Annotated in this window: 16 protein-coding genes; 6 read left to right on the top strand and 10 right to left on the bottom strand. The window is 70.6% G+C overall.

The genetic code is table 11. From position 1 onward, the window contains the following. Positions 1-47: 47 nt before the first annotated feature. From ABD264_RS00150 to ABD264_RS00135, 4 genes are all read left to right on the top strand, one after another. Complete coding sequence (locus tag ABD264_RS00150) at positions 48-707, top strand: GntR family transcriptional regulator (protein ID WP_144942742.1); 660 nt, start codon at positions 48-50, stop codon at positions 705-707. A 58-nt stretch (positions 708-765) separates the two neighbouring features. After that, positions 766-2,298: an MmgE/PrpD family protein gene (locus tag ABD264_RS00145; RefSeq protein WP_290499806.1), complete on the top strand. Its 1,533-nt coding sequence runs from the start codon at positions 766-768 to the stop codon at positions 2,296-2,298. A 2-nt stretch (positions 2,299-2,300) separates the two neighbouring features. Further along, the gene (gene prpB / locus ABD264_RS00140; RefSeq protein WP_145010944.1) at positions 2,301-3,212 is read left to right on the top strand and encodes a methylisocitrate lyase; all 912 of its coding nucleotides are present in this window, start codon (positions 2,301-2,303) and stop codon (positions 3,210-3,212) included. A gap of 80 nt (positions 3,213-3,292) precedes the next feature. Beyond that, a complete protein-coding gene (locus ABD264_RS00135; protein ID WP_344203377.1) occupies positions 3,293-4,432 on the top strand; it encodes a bifunctional 2-methylcitrate synthase/citrate synthase in 1,140 nt (379 codons plus the stop codon). Positions 4,433-4,628: 196 nt separating this feature from the next. Here the strand turns inward: ABD264_RS00135 and ABD264_RS00130 are convergent, their stop codons facing one another. The 10 genes from ABD264_RS00130 to ABD264_RS00085 all read right to left on the bottom strand — a co-directional run bounded on the left by ABD264_RS00130 (position 4,629) and on the right by ABD264_RS00085 (position 15,817). Beyond that, on the bottom strand, positions 4,629-5,624 hold the full coding sequence (locus ABD264_RS00130) for a D-alanyl-D-alanine carboxypeptidase family protein (protein ID WP_303105633.1): 996 nt from the start codon (positions 5,622-5,624) through the stop codon (positions 4,629-4,631). Between the two features lie 99 nt (positions 5,625-5,723). Continuing rightward, positions 5,724-6,941: a site-specific tyrosine recombinase XerD gene (locus tag ABD264_RS00125; RefSeq protein ID WP_303105635.1), complete on the bottom strand. Its 1,218-nt coding sequence runs from the start codon at positions 6,939-6,941 to the stop codon at positions 5,724-5,726. After that, positions 6,938-7,594 carry an NUDIX domain-containing protein gene (locus tag ABD264_RS00120; RefSeq protein ID WP_303105637.1) on the bottom strand — a complete coding sequence of 219 codons (657 nt, stop codon included), beginning with the start codon at positions 7,592-7,594 and terminating at the stop codon, positions 6,938-6,940. Before ABD264_RS00120 ends, ABD264_RS00125 begins: the two co-directional genes overlap by 4 nt. 122 nt (positions 7,595-7,716) lie before the next feature. Beyond that, complete coding sequence (gene pyrG, locus ABD264_RS00115) at positions 7,717-9,432, bottom strand: CTP synthase (RefSeq protein WP_145010953.1); 1,716 nt, start codon at positions 9,430-9,432, stop codon at positions 7,717-7,719. A 43-nt stretch (positions 9,433-9,475) separates the two neighbouring features. Continuing rightward, positions 9,476-11,188, bottom strand: a complete 1,713-nt coding sequence (recN, locus tag ABD264_RS00110) for a DNA repair protein RecN (RefSeq protein ID WP_303105639.1) — start codon at positions 11,186-11,188, stop codon at positions 9,476-9,478. Next, positions 11,185-12,351, bottom strand: a complete 1,167-nt coding sequence (locus ABD264_RS00105) for an NAD kinase (RefSeq protein WP_290499800.1) — start codon at positions 12,349-12,351, stop codon at positions 11,185-11,187. Before ABD264_RS00105 ends, recN begins: the two co-directional genes overlap by 4 nt. 46 nt (positions 12,352-12,397) lie before the next feature. Further along, entirely contained in the window at positions 12,398-13,174 is a 777-nt protein-coding gene (locus tag ABD264_RS00100) for a TlyA family RNA methyltransferase (protein WP_290499799.1), read from the bottom strand. A gap of 3 nt (positions 13,175-13,177) precedes the next feature. Beyond that, on the bottom strand, positions 13,178-13,552 hold the full coding sequence (locus tag ABD264_RS00095) for a hypothetical protein (protein WP_344203360.1): 375 nt from the start codon (positions 13,550-13,552) through the stop codon (positions 13,178-13,180). Beyond that, positions 13,549-14,604: an HAD-IIA family hydrolase gene (locus tag ABD264_RS00090; protein WP_425554269.1), complete on the bottom strand. Its 1,056-nt coding sequence runs from the start codon at positions 14,602-14,604 to the stop codon at positions 13,549-13,551. Before ABD264_RS00090 ends, ABD264_RS00095 begins: the two co-directional genes overlap by 4 nt. Then, positions 14,597-15,817 carry a hypothetical protein gene (locus ABD264_RS00085; RefSeq protein ID WP_344203356.1) on the bottom strand — a complete coding sequence of 407 codons (1,221 nt, stop codon included), beginning with the start codon at positions 15,815-15,817 and terminating at the stop codon, positions 14,597-14,599. Before ABD264_RS00085 ends, ABD264_RS00090 begins: the two co-directional genes overlap by 8 nt. A 45-nt stretch (positions 15,818-15,862) precedes the next feature. Between ABD264_RS00085 and ABD264_RS00080 the strand changes: the two genes are divergently transcribed. Together ABD264_RS00080 and ABD264_RS00075 are read left to right on the top strand one after the other, a co-directional pair. Further along, entirely contained in the window at positions 15,863-16,699 is an 837-nt protein-coding gene (locus ABD264_RS00080) for a hypothetical protein (protein WP_344203353.1), read from the top strand. A 201-nt stretch (positions 16,700-16,900) separates the two neighbouring features. Next, positions 16,901-18,112, top strand: coding sequence for a dicarboxylate/amino acid:cation symporter (locus ABD264_RS00075; RefSeq protein ID WP_344203350.1), 1,212 nt, complete (start codon positions 16,901-16,903; stop codon positions 18,110-18,112). The last annotated feature ends 482 nt before the right edge of the window (positions 18,113-18,594 follow it).

Here is an 18,594-nt window from a genome sequence, read left to right as displayed (position 1 = left end):
CGCGCGGATGTATACAGTGAGGGTGTTTCCACACGTCAGGAGGAGCCATGCGAGCTGGTGAGCGCGCGTACCGCGAGCTGCGGGCGGACATCGTGTCCTGGCGGCTGACCCCGGGTCAGGTGCTCGGCGAGGTGGACCTATCCGAACGTCTCGGCATCTCCCGCACTCCAGTGCGCGAAGCGCTCTCCCGTCTCACCGCGGACGGGCTGACCGAGCCCCACAACGGCCGTGGCGTCGTCGTCAGCGCCATCTCCGCCGGGGACGTCCGCGCGCTCTACGAGCTGCGGGACAGCCTGGACTGCCGCGCCGCAGAGCTCGCCGCGCAGCGCGGCGACAGGGACACCTTCCGCGCCCTGGCCGAGGAGCTCTCGCACGCCGCGGAGGCCCTCTCCGACGACCCGGACCACCCCGCCTACTACGAGCTCGTGGACCGCATGGACGCCGAGATCGACCACGCGGCCGGCAACCCGTACCTGCAGCAGGCCCTCGCCAACGTGCGGCTGCACCTCGCCAGGGTCCGTCGACTGTCCACCTCCAACCCCCGGCGTCTCGCGATCGCGGCCGCCGAGCACGAGGCCATCGCCCGATCCATCGCTGAGGGGGACCCCGCGCTCGCCGTGGCCACCACCCGCGTGCACCTGAAGAACGCGCTGGGCAACGCCCTGCGCACCCCCGAACTCGCCCCGGTCAGCCCGGTGGCCTCCTGAACCCGGCCGCGACCGGCCGCTCGAGAACCCGAGAACTCCCGCCCCGAAAGGAACGCCCGTGACCGTCACACACACCGTGCGCACGTACTCGTCCAAGGAGGAGCTGCCCCGCGAGGAGCAGCTCGCCCACAAGCTCGCCGCCGTGGCCACGGACCCCGTGGCCGTGGCACCCGAGGTCGTGGAAATGGTGGTCAACCGCATCATCGACAACGCCTCCGTGGCCATCGCGTCCCTGAACCGCGGGCCCATCGTCTCCGCCCGCTCCCAGGCGCTGTGCCACCGGGTGGTCCCGGGCGGCGGCTTCACGGGGCAGGGGGCGCTGCTCTACGGGGCTCCGGAGAACGACGCCGCTGTGTCCCCTGAGTGGGCGGCCTGGGCCAACGGCGTGGCCGTGCGCGAGCTGGACTACCACGACACGTTCCTCTCCGCCGAGTACTCCCACCCCGGTGACAACATTCCGCCCATCCTGGCGGTGGCCCAGCACGTGGGCAGCACCGGCGAGGACCTTATCCGTGGGATCGCCGCCGGTTACGAGATCCAGGTGGACCTCGTCAAGGGCATCTGCCTGCACGAGCACAAGATCGACCACATAGCGCACATCGGCCCCTCCGCGTCCGCAGGCATCGGCGCCCTGCTGGGCCTGGACACCGAGACCGTCTTCCAGGCGATCGGCCAGGCGCTGCACACCACCACCCAGACTCGCCAGTCCCGCAAGGGCGAGATCTCCACGTGGAAGGCTCACGCCCCCGCGTTTGCCGGGAAGATGGCCGTGGAGGCTGTGGACCGCGCAATGCGCGGACAGACCTCCCCCACCCCCATCTACGAGGGTGAGGACGGCGTGATCGCGTGGTTGCTTTCCGGTCCCGAGGCCCGCTACGAGGTGGCCCTGCCCGCGCCGGGTGAAACCAAGCGCGCCATCCTGGACACCTACACCAAGGAGCACTCCGCGGAGTACCAGGCCCAGGCGTGGATCGACCTCGCCCGCAAGCTGCACCGCGAGCACCCCGAGCTCGCGGACCCGGCGAACGTGGCGTCCGTGCTCATCAAGACCTCGCACCACACGCACTACGTGATCGGCTCCGGGGCGAACGACCCCCAGAAGTACGACCCCACGGCCTCGCGCGAGACCCTGGACCACTCGATCCCCTACATCTTCACGGTCGCCCTTCAGGACGGTGCGTGGCACCACGTGGACTCCTACGCCCCGGAGCGGGCCGCCCGCCCGGACACCGTGGAGCTGTGGCACAAGGTGACCACGCAGGAGGATCCCGAGTGGACCCGCCGCTACCACTCGCTGGACATCTCCGAGAAGGCATTCGGAGGATCGGTGGAGATCACCCTGACGGACGGCTCGGTCATCACGGACCAGATCGCCGTGGCGGACGCTCACCCGCTGGGAGCCCGCCCGTTCGCCCGTGAGCAGTACATCACCAAATTCCGCACCCTGGCTGAGGGCCTGGTGGCCCCCGAGGAGATCGAGCGCTTCCTCGACACCGTCCAGCGGCTGCCCGAGCTGAAGGCCGGCGAGCTGGGCCAGCTGAACATCGCCGCGGCCGTGGAGCTGGAGACGTCGCCGAAGGGAATCTTCTGATCATGCTGTACACCACCGTGACCCCCGCGCAGAAGCGCGAGCGCTTCCGGGAGCTGCTGGCCGACCCGCAGATCTCCCAGTTCCCCGGCGCGTTCACCCCGCTGTCCACCAAGCTCATCCAGGAGCAGGGCTTCGAGGGCGTCTACATCTCCGGCGGTGTCCTGGCCAACGAGCTCGGCCTGCCGGACATCGGGCTGACCACGCTCACGGAGGTGGCCACCCGGGCCGGACAGATCGCCCGCAGCACGGACCTGCCGTGCCTCGTGGACGCGGACACCGGCTTCGGCGAGCCCATGAACGTGGCCCGCACCGTGCAGGAGCTCGAGGACGCCGGCCTGGCCGGCTGCCACATCGAGGACCAGTTCAACCCGAAGCGCTGCGGGCACCTGGACGGCAAGAACGTGGTGGACACCGCCACCGCCACCCAGCGCATCCTCGCCGCCGTCGCGGCCCGCCGCGATCCGAACTTCGTGATCATGGCGCGCACCGACATCCGCGGGGTGGAAGGGTTCGACGCCGCCGTGAACCGGGCGAAGGCGCTGGCGGACGCCGGCGCGGACGTGATCTTCCCCGAGGCCATGGCGGACCTCTCCGAGTTCGAGCGCATGGCCTCCGCACTGGACGTGCCCGTGCTCGCGAACATGACCGAGTTCGGCAAGTCCGAGCTGTTCACCACGCAGCAGCTGCAGGACGCCGGGGTGTCCATGGTCATCTACCCCGTGTCCCTGGAGCGCCAGGCCATGGGTGCGATGGAGCGCCTGCTCACCACCATCCGCGAGGACGGCACGCAGCAGGCGCAGGTGGACACCATGCTCACCCGCAAGCGGCTGTACGAACTCGTGGACTACACGGGGTACAACCAGTTCGACTCCGGGGTCTTCAACTTCGAGGTGCCCGGCTCCCCGAACGCGTGACCTGCTGTTCCCACCCCGCCCGATGTGGTGGGGTGGGAACCACGTACTTTTCTGTCCACTGCTGTCGAAGGAGATCAACCGTGGCTGACATCGAAATCCGCAAGGGCCTCGCAGGCGTCGTGGCGGACGCCACCGCCGTGTCCAAGGTCAATGCCGAGACCAACTCCCTGCTCTACCGGGGCTACCCCGTGCAGGAGCTCGCCCAGAACTGCTCCGCGGAGGAGGTCGCCCTGCTGCTGTGGAACGGTGAGCTGCCGTCCGCGGAGCAGCTTCGTGCCTTCCAGGACTTCGAGCACACCCACCGCGCCCTCACGCCAGAGCTGCGGCGCGTGATCGACGAGCTGCCCACCACGTGCCACCCCATGGACGTGTGCCGCACCGCCGCGTCCGTGATCGGCGCGCAGCACCCGCTCGCGGAGGACAACTCCCCCGAGGCCGAGCTGGCCAAGGCCCAGGACCTGTTCGCGGTCATGCCGGCCGTAGTCTGCTACGACCAGCGGCGCCGGCACGGCCAGGAGCCCGTGGAGCCCCGCGAGGACCTCGACTACGCACAGAACTTCCTCTGGATGGCCTTCGGCGAGGAGGCCGCGCCCGAGGTGGTGGACGCGTTCCGCGTGTCGATCATCCTGTACGCGGAGCACTCCTTCAACGCCTCGACCTTCACGGCGCGCGTGATCACCTCCACGCTCTCGGACCTGCACTCCGCAGTCACCGGCGCGATCGGCGCCCTCAAGGGCCCGTTGCACGGCGGCGCCAACGAGGCCGTCATGCACACCTTCGAGGAGCTCGGCATCCGCAAGGAGGAGACCGCTGAGGAGGCCGAGAAGCGCGCCAAGGAGTGGATGGACCAGGCCCTGGCCGAGAAGAAGAAGGTCATGGGCTTCGGCCACCGGGTCTACAAGCACGGTGACTCCCGTGTGCCAACCATGCAGGACGCTCTGTTCCGCATGCTGGACTACTACGACCGCCAGGAGATCCTGGGACTCTACAGCGGTCTGGCGAAGTCCATGGACGAGGCCAAGTCCATCAAGCCCAACCTGGACTACCCCGCCGGGCCCACCTACTGGCTCATGGGTTTCGACATTCCCACGTTCACGCCCATCTTCGTGTGCGCTCGGATCGTCGGGTGGAGCGCCCACATCATGGAGCAGCGCGCCAACAACTCGCTGATCCGCCCACTGTCCGCCTACAACGGCCCGGACGAGCGCCACCTGAACTGACCCGCGAATCCGACCACGACGCCGTGCCCCGCCTTCTGCGGGGCACGGCGTCGTTCGTGCTGCGGCCCCCTGCGCCTTCTGACTCCCCGGCGCCACCGCGCCTGCGCCGCACGCGGGGCATCGTCGTCCTCCGTGGGGCCCGCCTCTCCGAATCGCACCGGGCGCGCGGCACAGCGCCGCGCCCTCGCCCGGCGGCTCAGTAGGTCGGAGCTGCCGGGAGCTCGAGGTACGCCTCGAGGTTCGCCCGCCCGCTCTTCTTGACGCTCTTCGCGGTGACGGTCCCCACGTAGCGCAGGTGCCACGGCTCGTAGGCGTAGCCGGTGGTGGGTGTCTGGCCCTGCGGGTAGCGCACGATGAATCCGTACTCGTGGGCGTGGGCCGCGATCCACCGGCCCTGCGGCGTGGCCGAGAAGCACGCGAGCAGAGTGCAGGCGCCGGTGGGCGTGGCGACGTCCACGGCGAGGCCCGTCTGGTGCTCGGAGTAGCCCGGCCGCGCGGAGAGGGAATCTGCGATCGCCTGCCCGTAGGAGGCGGTGTACCCGCGGTAGAGCGAGTCCTGCGTCGCGTAGTCCCGGTACCCGCTCTGCGCCACCAGCGGGACGCTCTGCGCGGTGGCCGCACGGCTCATGCGCTGGTAGGCAGTTGCCGCGTCGTCGCGCAGCTGGACTCCCCCGCCCACGGCGCGCAGCGGGGACGGCACGTACCTGCGCGGGGACAGCGGGCGCTTCTTGTTGACGACCACCGACGCGCTCGAGGCCGCGTCCACGTCCCGGTGCACCACGGCACCGGCCGTGGCGGTCCAGGTGATGCGTCCGCGCTGGTAGCGCACCTCGCACCCGTCCTTCCCGCACGCCTCCCGGCTCACGGGGTACCCGAGGGTGCCGTGCTCGGAGCCCTCCGCGCGCCAGCGGGCCAGGATGCCTCCGCGCTGCGCTCGGGCCCCCGTGGTGGGCGACCAGTGGATGGTGCCCTTCTGGTACTGCCGGTAGCACCCGTCGTCGCGCAGCCCGCAGCGCTCCGCAGAGACGGGGTCGCCGAGCCAGGCACCGGGATCAGGCAGCGCACGGTACTCCCGATCGATCCCGATGCCGGTCCCGGACACGGCGGAGACGGGCGACGCCCCGGCCGCGAGCAGTCCCCCGGCCAGCAGCGCGGTGAGCAGGGCGTGCGACAGGCGGGAGAGTGTTCGCATGCTCCTCACGGTACTCCGTGGTTCACACCGGGGAAGTGCGGCGCTCCACGAGCACACCGGGTGACGAAGCTGCACGCACACGCCCGGGGCGGGTCCGGCTCAGCGGGCGCGCGGGTGCGATGTCGCGTACACCTCGCGCAGCGACTCCACCGAGACGCGGGTGTAGATCTGCGTGGTGGCCAGCGATGCGTGACCGAGCAGCTCCTGCACGACCCTCAGGTCCGCACCGCCCTCCAGCAGGTGCGTGGCGAACGAGTGGCGCAGCGTGTGAGGGGTGATGCCCTCTTCCCGGTGGATCGTGCGGGCAGCGTCCTTGACCATGTTCCAGGCGGTCTGCCGTGAGATCCGCGATCCTCGCGCGTTGAGGAAAACGGCCGGGGACCCCTGGCCCTTGCGGGAGAGTTCGGGGCGGGCCCGCACCAGGTAGCGCTGGAGTGCGTCCACGGCGAAGGACCCCACGGGCACGAGCCGCTGCTTGTCGCCCTTGCCGTGGACCCGGATCAGTGCGAGCTCCTCGTCACGAAGGCCGGCGAGGTCGTCCACGTCCAGGTCCACGGCCTCGGAGATGCGGGCTCCCGTGGCGTAGAGCAGTTCCAGGAACGCCCGGGCGCGCAGCCCCGCAGGCGTCTCGGGATCCGGCGCGGCCAACAGGTTCTCTACTTCGGTGATCCCGATCGCCTTCGGCAGCCTGCGGCCCGGCACGGGCGGGCTCACGCGGGAGGCGACGTCTGAGTCCACCGTGGACTCGGTGGCCCAGAACGCGTGTGCTCCCCGCACCGCGGCCAGCACCCGCGCGCTGCTGCGGGCGGACAGGGGCGGATGGCCCTCCTCGCCCTCGCGCAGCACCCGAAGGAACGCCCTGACGTGGTCGGTGGTGATGTCCCGCGGAACGCGAATCTCCGCAGCGCGGGTGGTGAGGTGGTGCTGGTAGCGGGCGAGGTCCCGGCGGTATGCCGCCAGAGTGTTCTCCGCCAGCCCGCGTTCCACCACCAGGTGATCCAGGTACCTCTCGACAGCGCGGCGCAGCTCGGGCGCGGGGTCCTCCGCCGGTGCCGGGTTGGAGCCGGAAGCGCGCCGGCCCGCCTGCGGAGACTCCGCCGCGGAAGTGTCCCGATCCGGATCCGGATCCTGCTCCTGGTCGCGGTTCAGGTCCTGGCCCAGCTCCGGGTCCTGGTCATGGTCCTGGTCGGACGGTGCGTCCGTGGTGGCGTCGGGCGGGAGGGCATCCCTCGAGCGCTCGTTCTGCACGAGCGCCTCTGGGATGACGGGCAGGGGCTCCGTGATCGGCCCGTCCGCCGAAAACCGCTCCGCGCTCACACCGCGAGCTCGGGATGGGCGGGCCAGGCGGCGTCGGCGGGGCGCAGCGTGCGCCAGCCGCGGGCCTTGGCAGTGTGCGCGGCCATGATGCCGAGGGCCGCCGCCGGGGAGGCGAGCCGGCCGGCGAGCACCGCGTCCACGGCGTCGTCGAGGTCCGCGAAGCCTGCCACGATCTCCGCCTCCTCACCCTCGCGGGCGAAGCGCTCCGCCGCGGGAACCTCGGAAAGACCCCGGGCGAGGAAGATGCGGTTGGCCTCGGCGGAGGACCCCGGGGAGTTGTCGAAGTCCACGAGCGCGTCCCACTGCTCGGCCACGAGGTCAGCCTCCTCGCCCAGCTCCCGCCGGGCGGCCTCGACGGCGGGCTCGCCGTCGACGTCGAGCAGACCAGCCGGGATCTCCCACATGCGCATGCCCACCGGGTGGCGGTACTGGTTGATGAGCAGGATGCGGTCCTGCTCATCGAGGGCGACGATCGAGACAGCACCCGGGTGCGTGATGAACTCCCGGACCAGGGGCTTCTCCTGGCCCGCCATGCGGAAGGTCTCACGCCGCACGTTCCAGATGGCGCCGTCCAGCACAGTCTCGGACGCGTCCACCGGTCGCGGATCCGGGCGGTCCCGCAGCTGGTCGGCGGTGATGGAGGTGAATTCCACGGTGACTCCGTTCGGGAAGGGGACGGGACAGGACGGTCCGCGGCGCAGAGGTGCGGCGCCCGACGAGGTGCGGCGTGGACGCACGCGGAAGGGCGGGTGCGGAACACCGCACCCGCCCCACGTCACGAGGCCGTCTGCACCCCGCGGCGCTCCAGTGCGGCCTTCACCAGACCGTCGAACAGCGGGTGCGGGCGGGTCGGGCGGGAGGCCAGCTCCGGGTGGGCCTGCGTGGCCACGTAGTACGGGTGCTCCTCGCGCGGCAGCTCCACGAACTCCACCAGGGTGCCCTCCGGAGAGGTTCCCGAGATCCGCAGGCCGGCTCCCGTGAGCGCCTCGCGGTACGCGTTGTTGACCTCGTATCGGTGCCGGTGCCGCTCGGAGACCTCGGTGGCGCCGTAGGTCTCGGCCACCACGGAGCCCTCGGCGAGCGCGGCCGGGTACAGTCCCAGACGCATCGTGCCGCCCAGGTCCCCGGCGCCCTCGACGAACCGCTTCTGCTCCTCCATGGTCGCGACCACAGGGGTGTCCGTGTCGGGGTCGAACTCGGTGGAGGACGCATTGGGCAGGCCAACGACGTCCCGCGCATACTCGATGACCATGCACTGCAGCCCGAGGCACAGCCCCAGGGTGGGCACCTTGTGCTCGCGGGCCCACTGCAGCGCGCCCAGCTTGCCCTCGAGGCCACGGATACCGAAGCCTCCCGGGACCAGCACCGCGTCCACGTCGCCGAGCTCGCGCTGGGCCCCCTCGGGGGTGTCGCAGAGGTCCGAGGCCACCCACTTGATGCTGACCTTCGCGTTGTTGGCGAACCCGCCCGCGCGCAGCGCCTCGGACACCGAGAGGTAGGCATCCGGGAGGTCGATGTACTTGCCTACGAGCGCCACGCTCACCTGGTGGTCCGGCTCGTGCACTGCAGTGAGCAGCCGGGACCACTGCCGCAGGTCGGCATCCCGGTAGTCCAGACCCAGGTAGTCCAGGATGTAAGTGTCCAGGCCCTGGCTGTGCAGGGTGTTCGGGATGTCGTAGATGCTGGGGGCATCCGGGCAGGAGATCACCGCGTCCAGATCCACGTCGCAGGCGCTGCCGATCTTGCGCAGCATGGCGTCGGGCACGTCCCGGTCGCAGCGCAGCACGAGGGCGTCCGGCTGGATGCCCAGACCGCGCAGCGTGGCCACGGAGTGCTGGGTGGGTTTGGTCTTCAGCTCGCCAGAGGGGCCGATGAACGGAATCAGGGAGACGTGCAGATAGAAGACGTTGCGCCGCCCCACGTCCTGGCGGACCTGGCGGGCCGCCTCGATGAACGGCTGGGACTCGATGTCACCGACCGTGCCACCGATCTCGGTGATGATGATGTCCGGGGCGTTCTCGTCCTCCGCGCGGCGGCGCATCCGGCGCTTGAGCTCGTCCGTGATGTGCGGGATCACCTGCACGGTGTCCCCGAGGTACTCGCCGCGGCGCTCCTTGGCGATCACGGTGGAGTAGACCTGGCCCGTGGTCACGTTCGCGGAGGCGTCGAGGTTCTCGTCGAGAAAGCGCTCGTAGTGCCCGATGTCGAGGTCCGTTTCCGCGCCGTCGTCGGTCACGAAGACCTCGCCGTGCTGGAACGGGTTCATGGTGCCCGGGTCCACATTGAGATAGGGGTCCAGCTTCTGCATGGTCACGGAGAGTCCACGTGCCCGCAGGAGCATTCCGAGTGAGGACGCGGTGAGACCCTTACCGAGGGACGATGCCACGCCCCCCGTGACGAAGATCTGCCGGGTCACCTTGCCGTTGTTCTTTTCTATGCCTGCCTCGTGGGCGGCGTCCTGAGCATTCACCACGGATTTCGAGCCTACCATTCGTGTCTAGTGGGGGTTGCGGAGAGTTGGGGCGTGCGGAAACTTATGCGGTGGCGCCCCGCAGGAGCTCGCGGGCGTGTTCGCGGGCGGCGTCGGAGTCCTCGTGGCCGGCGAGCATCCGGGCCAGCTCGACCACCCGCTCCTCGTGCGTGAGGACCTTCACGTCCGAGACACTGGAGTCGGCTGACTTGGTGACCAGCACGTGCTGGTCCGCGAAGGCGGCCACCTGCGGGAGGTGCGTGACCACCAGCACCTGCACGTTGCGGGCGAGCATCTTCAGTCGGCGACCGATCTCCACCGCGGCCTTGCCGCCCACGCCGGAGTCCACCTCGTCGAAGACGAACGTGGGCACGGGGTCCACCTCGGAGAGCACCACCTCCAGCGCGAGCATGATGCGCGAGAGCTCACCACCGGAGGCCCCCTTCCCGAGCGGGCGGGGCGTCGCGCCGGCGTGAGGTGCGAGCATGAACTCGATGCTGTCCCGGCCGTCGTCGGTGAAGCGCTCGGCGGGCTCCACAGCCACCACGAGCGTCGCGTTGGGCATGGCCAGGGCCGTGAGCTCCTCGCTCACCGCGGCCGCGAGCCGTTTTGCGGCGGCCCGGCGCAGGGACAGCAGGGTGGCGGCGTGCTCCTCGAGCCCCGCGCGCAGCGCCTCCCCCTCGGCACGCAGCTCTTCCTCCCGGTGCGGGTCCACGACGAGCTTCTCGAGGCTGGCCCTGGCGTCGTCCGCCCACGCGAGGACCTCGTCGATCGTGGCGCCGTACTTCTTGGTCAGCCGGCGCAGCGCGCTGCGCCGGGCCTCGACCTCCGCGAGGCGGGCCGGGCCGTCCTCATCCAGCCCGCTCCCGTACCCGGAGAGGTCCGCGGCGACGTCCGCGGCGACCACGGTCAGTTCCCGCACCCTCACGGCGAGTGCGGCGAGGTCCGGGTCCGCGTCCGCCTCGTTCTCCAGGGCCTGCTGGGCCTGGGACAGCATGGCGACGGCGTTCGCGCCCGCGGCGTCGTCGTCGTCTGATCCGCTCAGAGCGGTGTGGGCGGTCAGGGCCGCACTGCGCAGAGCCTCGAGGTTCGTGAGCTTCTCGCTCTCCGCGTCCAGCTGGGCGTCCTCGCCCGGGACAGGCTCCACCGCATCGATCTCGGCGAGTGCGGTGGTCAGGCTCTGCGCCTGCAGGGCCCGCTCGCGGGAGTTCTCCTTGGCCGCGCGCAGAGTGGCGACGACGCTGCGGTAGCGGGCGAGCTTCTCCCGGTACAGCCCGAGCTCGTGGGCGATGGGAGGGCCCGCATAGTCGTCCAGGGACTTGCGCTGGGCAACCGGGGACTTCAGGCGCAGCTGGTCCGACTGACCGTGCACCGCCACGAGGGTCTCCCCCACGGCGCCGAGCGTGCCCACGGGGGCCGCACGGCCACCCACGTGGGCGCGGCTGCGGCCCTCGGCGGAGACCGTCCGGGACAGCAGCACGAGTCCCTCCTGCGCACGGCCCACGTCCTCGTGGTCCACGGTTCCACCAGACTCCTCAACGAGACCCACTGCCGGGTGCTCCGCGGGGACCCGGACCGTGGCCTCCGCGAGGGCCTTGGCGCTGCCGGAGCGCACGGCACCGGCGTCCGCCCGGTTGCCCAGCAGCATTCCGAGCGCGGTGACCACCATGGTCTTGCCCGCGCCGGTCTCGCCGGAGAGCACGGAGAGCCCAGGCCCCAGGGGCAGCACGGCGTCGGTGATGACACCGAGGTCGTGGATGTGGATTTCCTCGATCACGGACGAGGCTCCTCACGGTGTCCGGTGGCTGCCGCGCCGCCGCCGTCCGAGGCGCCGTCGGCGGCGTCCTGCGGGGTGCTCGCACCCGGCACTGGCGTTTCTGCAGCGGGTGTGTGCGAGGTCTCCGGGTGGTCCCGGTCGTCGCCGTGGTGCGGGATCTCCCGACCCACTGTGAGCTTGGGCTGGTGCTCGTCCTGCGGGACCACCTTCATGGTCGGCTGCACCAGCGGCAGTGCGGTGGTCATGGCCTCGCCCTGCTCGCTCGGCATGGGCCCCCGCCAGCCCGCGATGGGAAGCTCGAACTTCCTCACGAGCCGTTCGGAGAACGGCGTGGCGTGTATGCGGGCAAGGTTCACGGACTTCTCCGAGCGGCGCACCTCGATGCGGGAACCCGGCGGGAGATCCGCGGTGCGGCGACCGTCGCACCACAGCACGCCCCGGGCGTCCGTGCGGGTGAGCACTTCCACGGCAATCATGGACCGCGGCGAGATCACCAGGGGACGGGAGAACAGTGCGTGGGCGGACAGCGGCACCATGAGCAGGGCCTCGACCTCCGGCCAGACCACGGGCCCGCCCGCGGAGAACGCGTAGGCGGTGGATCCCGTGGGAGTGGCCATCACCACGCCGTCGCAGCCGAACGTGGACAGCGGCCGGCGGTCCACCTCCGTGACCACCTCGATCATCTTCTCGCGGTCGCCCTTCTCCACGGAGGCCTCGTTGAGGGCCCACGTGTGCAGCACCTTGCGCCGGTGCTCCCACACCGTCACGTCCAGTGCCATGCGGCGCTCCACGGTGTAGCGCCCGTCCACGATCGCTTCGACCGTCTCGCTGAGCCCCGAACGCTCCGACTCCGCCAGGAACCCCACGTGACCCAGGTTCACCCCCAGCAGGGGCGTGTCCACGCCGCGGACCAGCTCGGCGGCCCGCAGGATGGAGCCGTCTCCGCCCAGGACCATGACGATCTCGATCTCACGCAGGGCGAGGTCCTCCTCGAGGATCTCCACCGGGGGCAGACGGAAGCCGTCCGCGCGCAGGGCCTCGACGTCCGGGCGCGAGAGGACGGGCACGAGCCCCGCGGCGTAGAGCTGCTCGCAGGACTGGCGGGCGGCGTCCTTGGCCTCGGAGCGGCCCGTGTGGGTCATCACCAGGATTTTGCGGGTCACGAGTGGGGGTCCATCCTCCTGCGGTCGGGTCCCACGGTGGGCTGACTCAGCCAAGACTACGCGAGCTCTCCGACGCGCTCCGTGCGCCAGGACGTCTGCAGTGCACGAAGAACTCCACGTTGCCGTCCTGCCCCGGCAGCGGGCTCGGGGCTGTGCCGAGGACATCCAGCCCCGTGTCCTCGGCGCACGCCGTCACGCGCCGCACGGACGCCTCCCGCGCGGCCTCGGAGGTCACGACGCCGGTGCGGGAGAGGTTGTGGACGCCCACCTCGAACTGCGGCTTCACCATGAGCAGCAGGTCCCCGCCGGCCCGTGTAGCGCCCGCGAGGGCCGGCAGCACCAGGGTGAGGGAGATGAACGAGAGGTCGCAGACCGTGAGATCCGCCGGTCCCCCGATCTGCGCCGGGTCGAGGTAGCGGACATTGAGCCCCTCGAACACGCGCACCCGTGGGTCCTCGCGCAGCTGCGGAACCAGCTGGTCGTGGCCCACGTCCACGGCGAGCACCTCCCGCGCACCACGGCGCAGCAGGACGTCCGTGAACCCGCCGGTGGAAGCACCGGCGTCCAGGCAGCGCAGCCCGGCGGGGTCTACGTCCGCAAAGCGCTCCAGCGCACCCACGAGCTTGTGCCCGGCGCGGCTCACGTACTCGTCTCCGGCGGACGCGTCCAGCGTGATCTCGTCCTCCGGACCCACCACCGCCGACGGCTTCACGGCCACGGCGCCGTTGACCCTGACACGGCCCTCCTTGATCCGGACCGCGGCGACCGTCCTGGACCGGGCGAGGCCGCGCTCCGTCACCTCACGGTCGAGACGTGGCACCACCGGCTACCGTGCCGACCGGGCGCGCTCGTTGGCGCCACTCTTGCCCGGACCGCGCTGCTGGCCCGGGCCGACGGAGCCCCCGGCGCCACTGGTCAGCCCCGAGGGCACGTGCCCGGGACGCTCCTCCAGAATCCGCTCGAGCTCGGCGTGCAGGGCCACGTAGGCGGCCGCGCGCTGGGTCACGGGAAGCTCGCCGATCTCCACCTCACGGGCCAGCACCCGGTCCACGGGCTCCAGGCCTGTGCGCGGCGGCTCCGTGGCACTTTGCTCCGGGTCCCTAAGCTCAGGGGTCGGCAGATCCGTGGTCGGCAGCCGCGCGTCCCCCGGCCCGGTGCCGGGCAGATCCGTGCCGGACAGCTCCGCACGCTCCTCGCTCACGCGGGGTCCTGCCACTGGACGGCGGGCTCGGCCGCCTCGTGCGGGTTCTCGGCCCACCAGGCGGCACACGCAGCGCGCCAGCCGTCGAGGTCGTCCCGCGGCGCGGTCACGACCACGACGCCGTTCGCAACGTCCGCACCCGCCTCGCGGCAGCGTGCGCTCACCCGCCCTGCCCGGCGTTCCACCGCCACGGAGGGGTACGGCTCGAAGAGTTCCCTCAGGGTGCCGAGAAGATAGGTGGGCCGCTGCGCGGGGGACGCGGCGATCGTGCTGGCAGGTCCGTCCACTCCCGTGAGGACCTCGATGCTCTCCATCTCCGCGTTGTGCGCGCCCAGGATGTCCGTGTCCAGCCGGTCGCCGACCACCGCGGGTCGCGCAGCACCCACACGTCCAGCCGCCTCCCGGAAGATTGGCGCCTCTGGCTTGCCCGCGACGAGAGGCTCCCGCCCGGTCGCCTCTGCCACCGCGGCCACCAGGGTCCCGTTGCCCGGAGCAATGCCTCGCTCCCGCGGGATCGTGCGGTCCGTGTTGGTCGCGCACCACAGCACGGAGTCGTCCGCGAGGGTGAAGGACGCTTCGGCGAGCTCCTCCCACCCCAGGTGCGGGTCGAAGCCCTGCACGACGGCGTGGGGTTCCTCCCCCTGGGTGCGCACCGGCACGAGCCCGACGGCGCAGATCTCCTCCGCGAGCGCCGTCGCCCCCGTGACCAGCACGCGAGCGGACGGCGCGAGGCGGTCTGCCAGCAGCGCGGCGGCGGCCTGCGCGGAGGTCACCACGTCCTCGGCCGTGGTGGGCGCACCGAGCGAGGTGATGTGCTCGGCCACAGCCGCGGGCGGGCGGGACGCGTTGTTTGTCACGTACATGACCGCGCACCCGCTCTCACGGGCGCGGTGCAACGACTCGGGGGCCCCGTCGATCGCGTGGGGGCCCGCGTAGACCACGCCGTCCAGATCGCACAACAGTGCGTCGAACCGCTCCACGAGGGGGCGGTCCTGATCCGCTCCGGCTCGATCAGTCACTGAGGTTCTCCCGGCGCGCGGCGTCTTACTCATTGCTCGCACCGCGGCCGTCGAGCGCATCGCCTTCGACGGGGCCGCGGTCGAGCTCGCTCGCACCGGCCCCGCTCCCCGACGCGTACCCGTAGGCGCCGTCGGCCGGCACCTCGCCGAACTCGCCCTCCAGGTCCTCGTCACCAGACTCGCCGCGCCCGAGTTCGTCGTCACCCAGCTCGTCGCCCGAGGGCTCGTCGTCACCGGGTCCGTCGATGGACGCGGCTCCCGCACCGCCGTGAAGCGAAGCGGCAGTGGTGTGTTCGCTGTCGCCATCCCCGCGGTAGCTGTCCGGATCGTTGGTGGTCAGATCTCTGGAGCCTGGCTCCACTTCGAGCCCGTCCTCGGCCGCAGCGGCCACGGACACCGGGCCCTCGGCGCGGTGGTCCGCCGCGCCGTCGTGCCCCTCGCCGTCGACGTCGCGGTGCCCGGCCCGGTCCTCGCGCTCAGAACGGTCACCGCGCTCAGTGCCGTCGTCATCGCGCTCGCCCCTGGTGGAGTCCTCGACCCCTCCGACGCTGTGCCGCCTCTGTGCCTCGCGCACGGTGCGTTCGGCTTCGTCCTCGTCCAGGTCGTCGCCGAGGTCCACGATCTCCGGCTCGGAGAACTGGCCCATGCCGAGGGCGGCCTCGGCAACGATGGCCTGGCGCTCCCAGGACATCGACTCCGAGTCCCGGCCCACCGCGCGCAGGGCGTCCGCGTAGGCGCGGAAGAGCTTGGGGCTGTAGTAGAAGCCGCGGTTCTTGTCGAGCTGCGGGATCTCCAGGGCCGTGAGCGCCGCGGCGTGGTCGCCGGCGTCGGCGTGGATGCCGGAGACCACCATGGCGAGTTCGGCCTTGGCCTCCGCGTCCAGGGAGTCGGCGGCGCCGGACCTGGCCTCTTCGAGGGCCTTGTCCGCCCTGCCGAGGGCGCGCTGGCAATCGACCATCATGGGCAGGTGCTCCTGGGAGCCGGAGATGCGCCGGTGCGTGCGAAGCTCCTTGAGAGCCAGGGCGTAGTCTCCGGCGGCGTAGGCGGCGATGCCCGCGGTCTCGCGGACGACGCCAATCCGGCCGGCCTTGCGGACCGCAGCGTTGGCGTGCTCGAGGGCGAACTCGGGGTCGTCGTCCACGTAGCGCGCCGCCATCACCAGGTGCTTGGAGACGCGCTCGGCGTTGCCCGGCTCGAGGGCGTCGAGCTCGTGACGGGTCACGCGGTCGATCTCGCGGCCGGTCACGTCCGCGTCGATGTCCGGTGCGACGAAGCGGGGCTGGCCGTCATCGTGGCTGCGACGACGGTCCTCGCGCTCGAAACGCCCGCCGTCACCACCGCGGGCTGCCCCGCGGCGGTCGTCGCGGACCCGGTCCCCGCCACGTCGGTCTTCCCGGCGATCGTCACGAGTGAAGCCACCGCGACGATCATCACGGCCGTAGCTGCGGTCACCGGTGCGCGGACGGCGGTCATCACGGCGGTTCCCACCGGAGAAGCCGCCCTCGCGACGGCCACCACGACCATCACGACGCTCGTACCCACCACGGCGGTCACCACCGCTGACGCCTCCATCGCGACGGTCGGACCGGTCAAAACTGCGGTTCTCCGAACGGCTCCCACGGTCGTCACGGCGCTCATGCCCACTGCGACGGTCGTCACGGCCGTATCCACGGTCCGCCGAACGTCCGCCGCGCTCATCGCGGCCCCGGTACCCGCCGCCCTGGGAACGGTTGCCGCCCTCGCGGTAGCCACCGGAGCGGTCATCGCGACGACGCTCGTCACGGCGGTCGCCGACGCCGCCCTCACGACGGCCCCGATCCCGGTCACCACCGCGATCGGTCCGCTCTCCCTCGCCCCGGTACCCGCCGCGGGCGTCGTCCCGACCGCGCCCCGCGCCGTCCTGCCGACCGCCCCGGTACCCGCCGCCGCGACGCTGGCCGTCACGAGCGCCGTCGTTGCGACGACGATCGCGGGAGAACCCGCGCTCGTTCCTGCCGCTGTCGCGCCGCCGGTCGTCGCCATCGTGGGAGCCGTGCTGATCCGATTCGCTCAAGGGGTGTCTCCTACCGTGGCCCGCGGCCACACTGTGACGGGCCTCGACCTGTTGCGACGCCCACTGCTCTGCTGAGCATTCTACAAACGCGGCGGGCGGCCCTCCCAATGCCGGGTACCGCGCAAAGCAGGAGGTCATGCCTCCCCATCCACTGCCCCACGCACCTCGGGCAGTTCCAGCCGTGCCCTGTGAGGACGGCGCCACTACCGCGCGGGGTGCGACGCCACGCACACGACATCGTGACCCCCGAGGCACCTATCCCAGTGATAATGAACCATGCATTTGAGATCCCTTTCCAAGAACCTGCTGGTGCGGGTGCTCGTGGCCATCGTCCTGGGTGTCGTGGTCGGGCTGTTTCTGCCCGAGTGGTTCGCCCGCGTCTTCACGACCTTCAACGGCATCTTCAGCCAGTTCCTCGGCTTCCTGATCCCCCTCATCATCGTGGGACTCGTCACCCCGGCCATCGCCGACCTCGGTCGCGGTGCGGGCAAGTGGCTCGCGGTGACAGCCGCCATTGCCTACGGATCAACGATCTTCGCGGGGCTGCTCGCTTTCCTGGTCGCCAAATCCACCTATCCGTGGCTGCTCGGCGGTGAACGGACGGTCAACGGCCTGGCGAATCCCGAGGACCACGCGCTCTCCGGATACTTCGAGATCACCATGCCGCCCGTGTTCGACGTCATGACTGCACTCGTCCTCGCGTTCTGCCTAGGCGTGGGCATCACCCTGATCAAGGGCAACGTGCTGCACGACGGCTTGAGCGAGCTGCGCACCATCGTGATGCGCGTCGTGGAGAAGGTCATCATTCCCCTGCTGCCGGTCTACATCTTCGGCATGTTCCTCAGCCTCACGATGAACGGGCAGATCGTCCTCGTCATCACCACGTTCCTGCGGGTGGTCATCCTCGCGTTCATCATGACCATGGTGATCCTGGTCATCCAGTACTGCGTGGCCGGCCTCGTGGCCCGTCGCAACCCGTTCGTCATGCTCAAAAACATGGCACCCGCGTACGCGACGGCGCTCGGTACCGCATCATCCGCCGCCACCATTCCCGTGACCCTGGCGTGCACGAAGAAGAACGGTGTGGACGACCGCGTGGCAGGGTTCACCATTCCCCTGTGCGCAACCATCCACCTCTCCGGGTCCACAATGAAGATTGTCCTGTTCTCACTGGCCATCATGACGATCTCCGGCATGCCCATCAGCACGGGGCAGTACATCGGGTTCATCTTCCTTCTGGGAGTCACCATGGTGGCGGCACCCGGCGTTCCCGGTGGCGCGATCATGGCCGCGGTGGGCATCCTGCAGTCCACACTCGGCTTCGACGAGACGGACGTGGGGCTGATGATCGCCACCTACGTGGCCATCGACTCCTTCGGGACAGCTTGCAATGTCACCGGCGACGGTGCCATCGCCTCCGTCATGGACCGGGTTCTGCGGGTCAAGGACGGCACCCTGCGCAACGCCCCGGTAGAGACCTCCGCATAAGCTCAGGCCATGCAATTCGCCCCGTGGCGCGCCGGCCCCCGTGGCAGGCGCGCCACAGTCATCCCGACGCCTTCAGCCGGAACCATCCCCACCCAGCGCGATCCGCATCTGAGCAGCCCAGAGCAATCAGGAGGCTGTAAACCGACCCGTGCGCAGGCCAATGGCTCACCCTGGGCATAGACGTGTCTGCCAGTGGGTTCGAGGCAATATCCATGAGCTGCCCCGTAAGGCTCACCGGTTACAGCCCCCGGTGGCGCATCCAGCGCGACATCTGAACCTGCCGGCGGGGCGTGAGCCCTCACCGTCTGGAATCCCCCAGAGGATGATGAAGGGCCCTGCGGGGTGGGAACCCACGACTGGGTTCCCACCCCGCAGGGCCCTTCCACCAACGCCCGCACCAGTACCGTTGTTTCGGGTGTTGGGTGGGTGCCTCGTGGAACACACCAGTGTTAAACACGGGGAGGCCCCACACCATCCTGGTG

Origin of the sequence: Kocuria salsicia, assembly GCF_039532055.1 — a bacterium.
Classification (GTDB): domain Bacteria; phylum Actinomycetota; class Actinomycetes; order Actinomycetales; family Micrococcaceae; genus Kocuria; species Kocuria salsicia.
The sequence above is the reverse complement of the archived record's forward strand: the minus strand, read 5'-3'. Positions and strand labels throughout refer to the sequence as shown.

Coding starts and splice junctions, on each gene's coding strand:
- ABD264_RS00150 (WP_144942742.1), top strand. CDS start 48: ATGCGAGCTGGTGAGCGCGCGTACCGCGAGCTGCGGGCGGACATCGTG.
- prpB (WP_145010944.1), top strand. CDS start 2,301: ATGCTGTACACCACCGTGACCCCCGCGCAGAAGCGCGAGCGCTTCCGG.
- ABD264_RS00075 (WP_344203350.1), top strand. CDS start 16,901: ATGCATTTGAGATCCCTTTCCAAGAACCTGCTGGTGCGGGTGCTCGTG.
- pyrG (WP_145010953.1), bottom strand. CDS start 9,432: ATGGTAGGCTCGAAATCCGTGGTGAATGCTCAGGACGCCGCCCACGAG.
- ABD264_RS00130 (WP_303105633.1), bottom strand. CDS start 5,624: ATGCGAACACTCTCCCGCCTGTCGCACGCCCTGCTCACCGCGCTGCTG.
- ABD264_RS00090 (WP_425554269.1), bottom strand. CDS start 14,604: ATGAGTAAGACGCCGCGCGCCGGGAGAACCTCAGTGACTGATCGAGCC.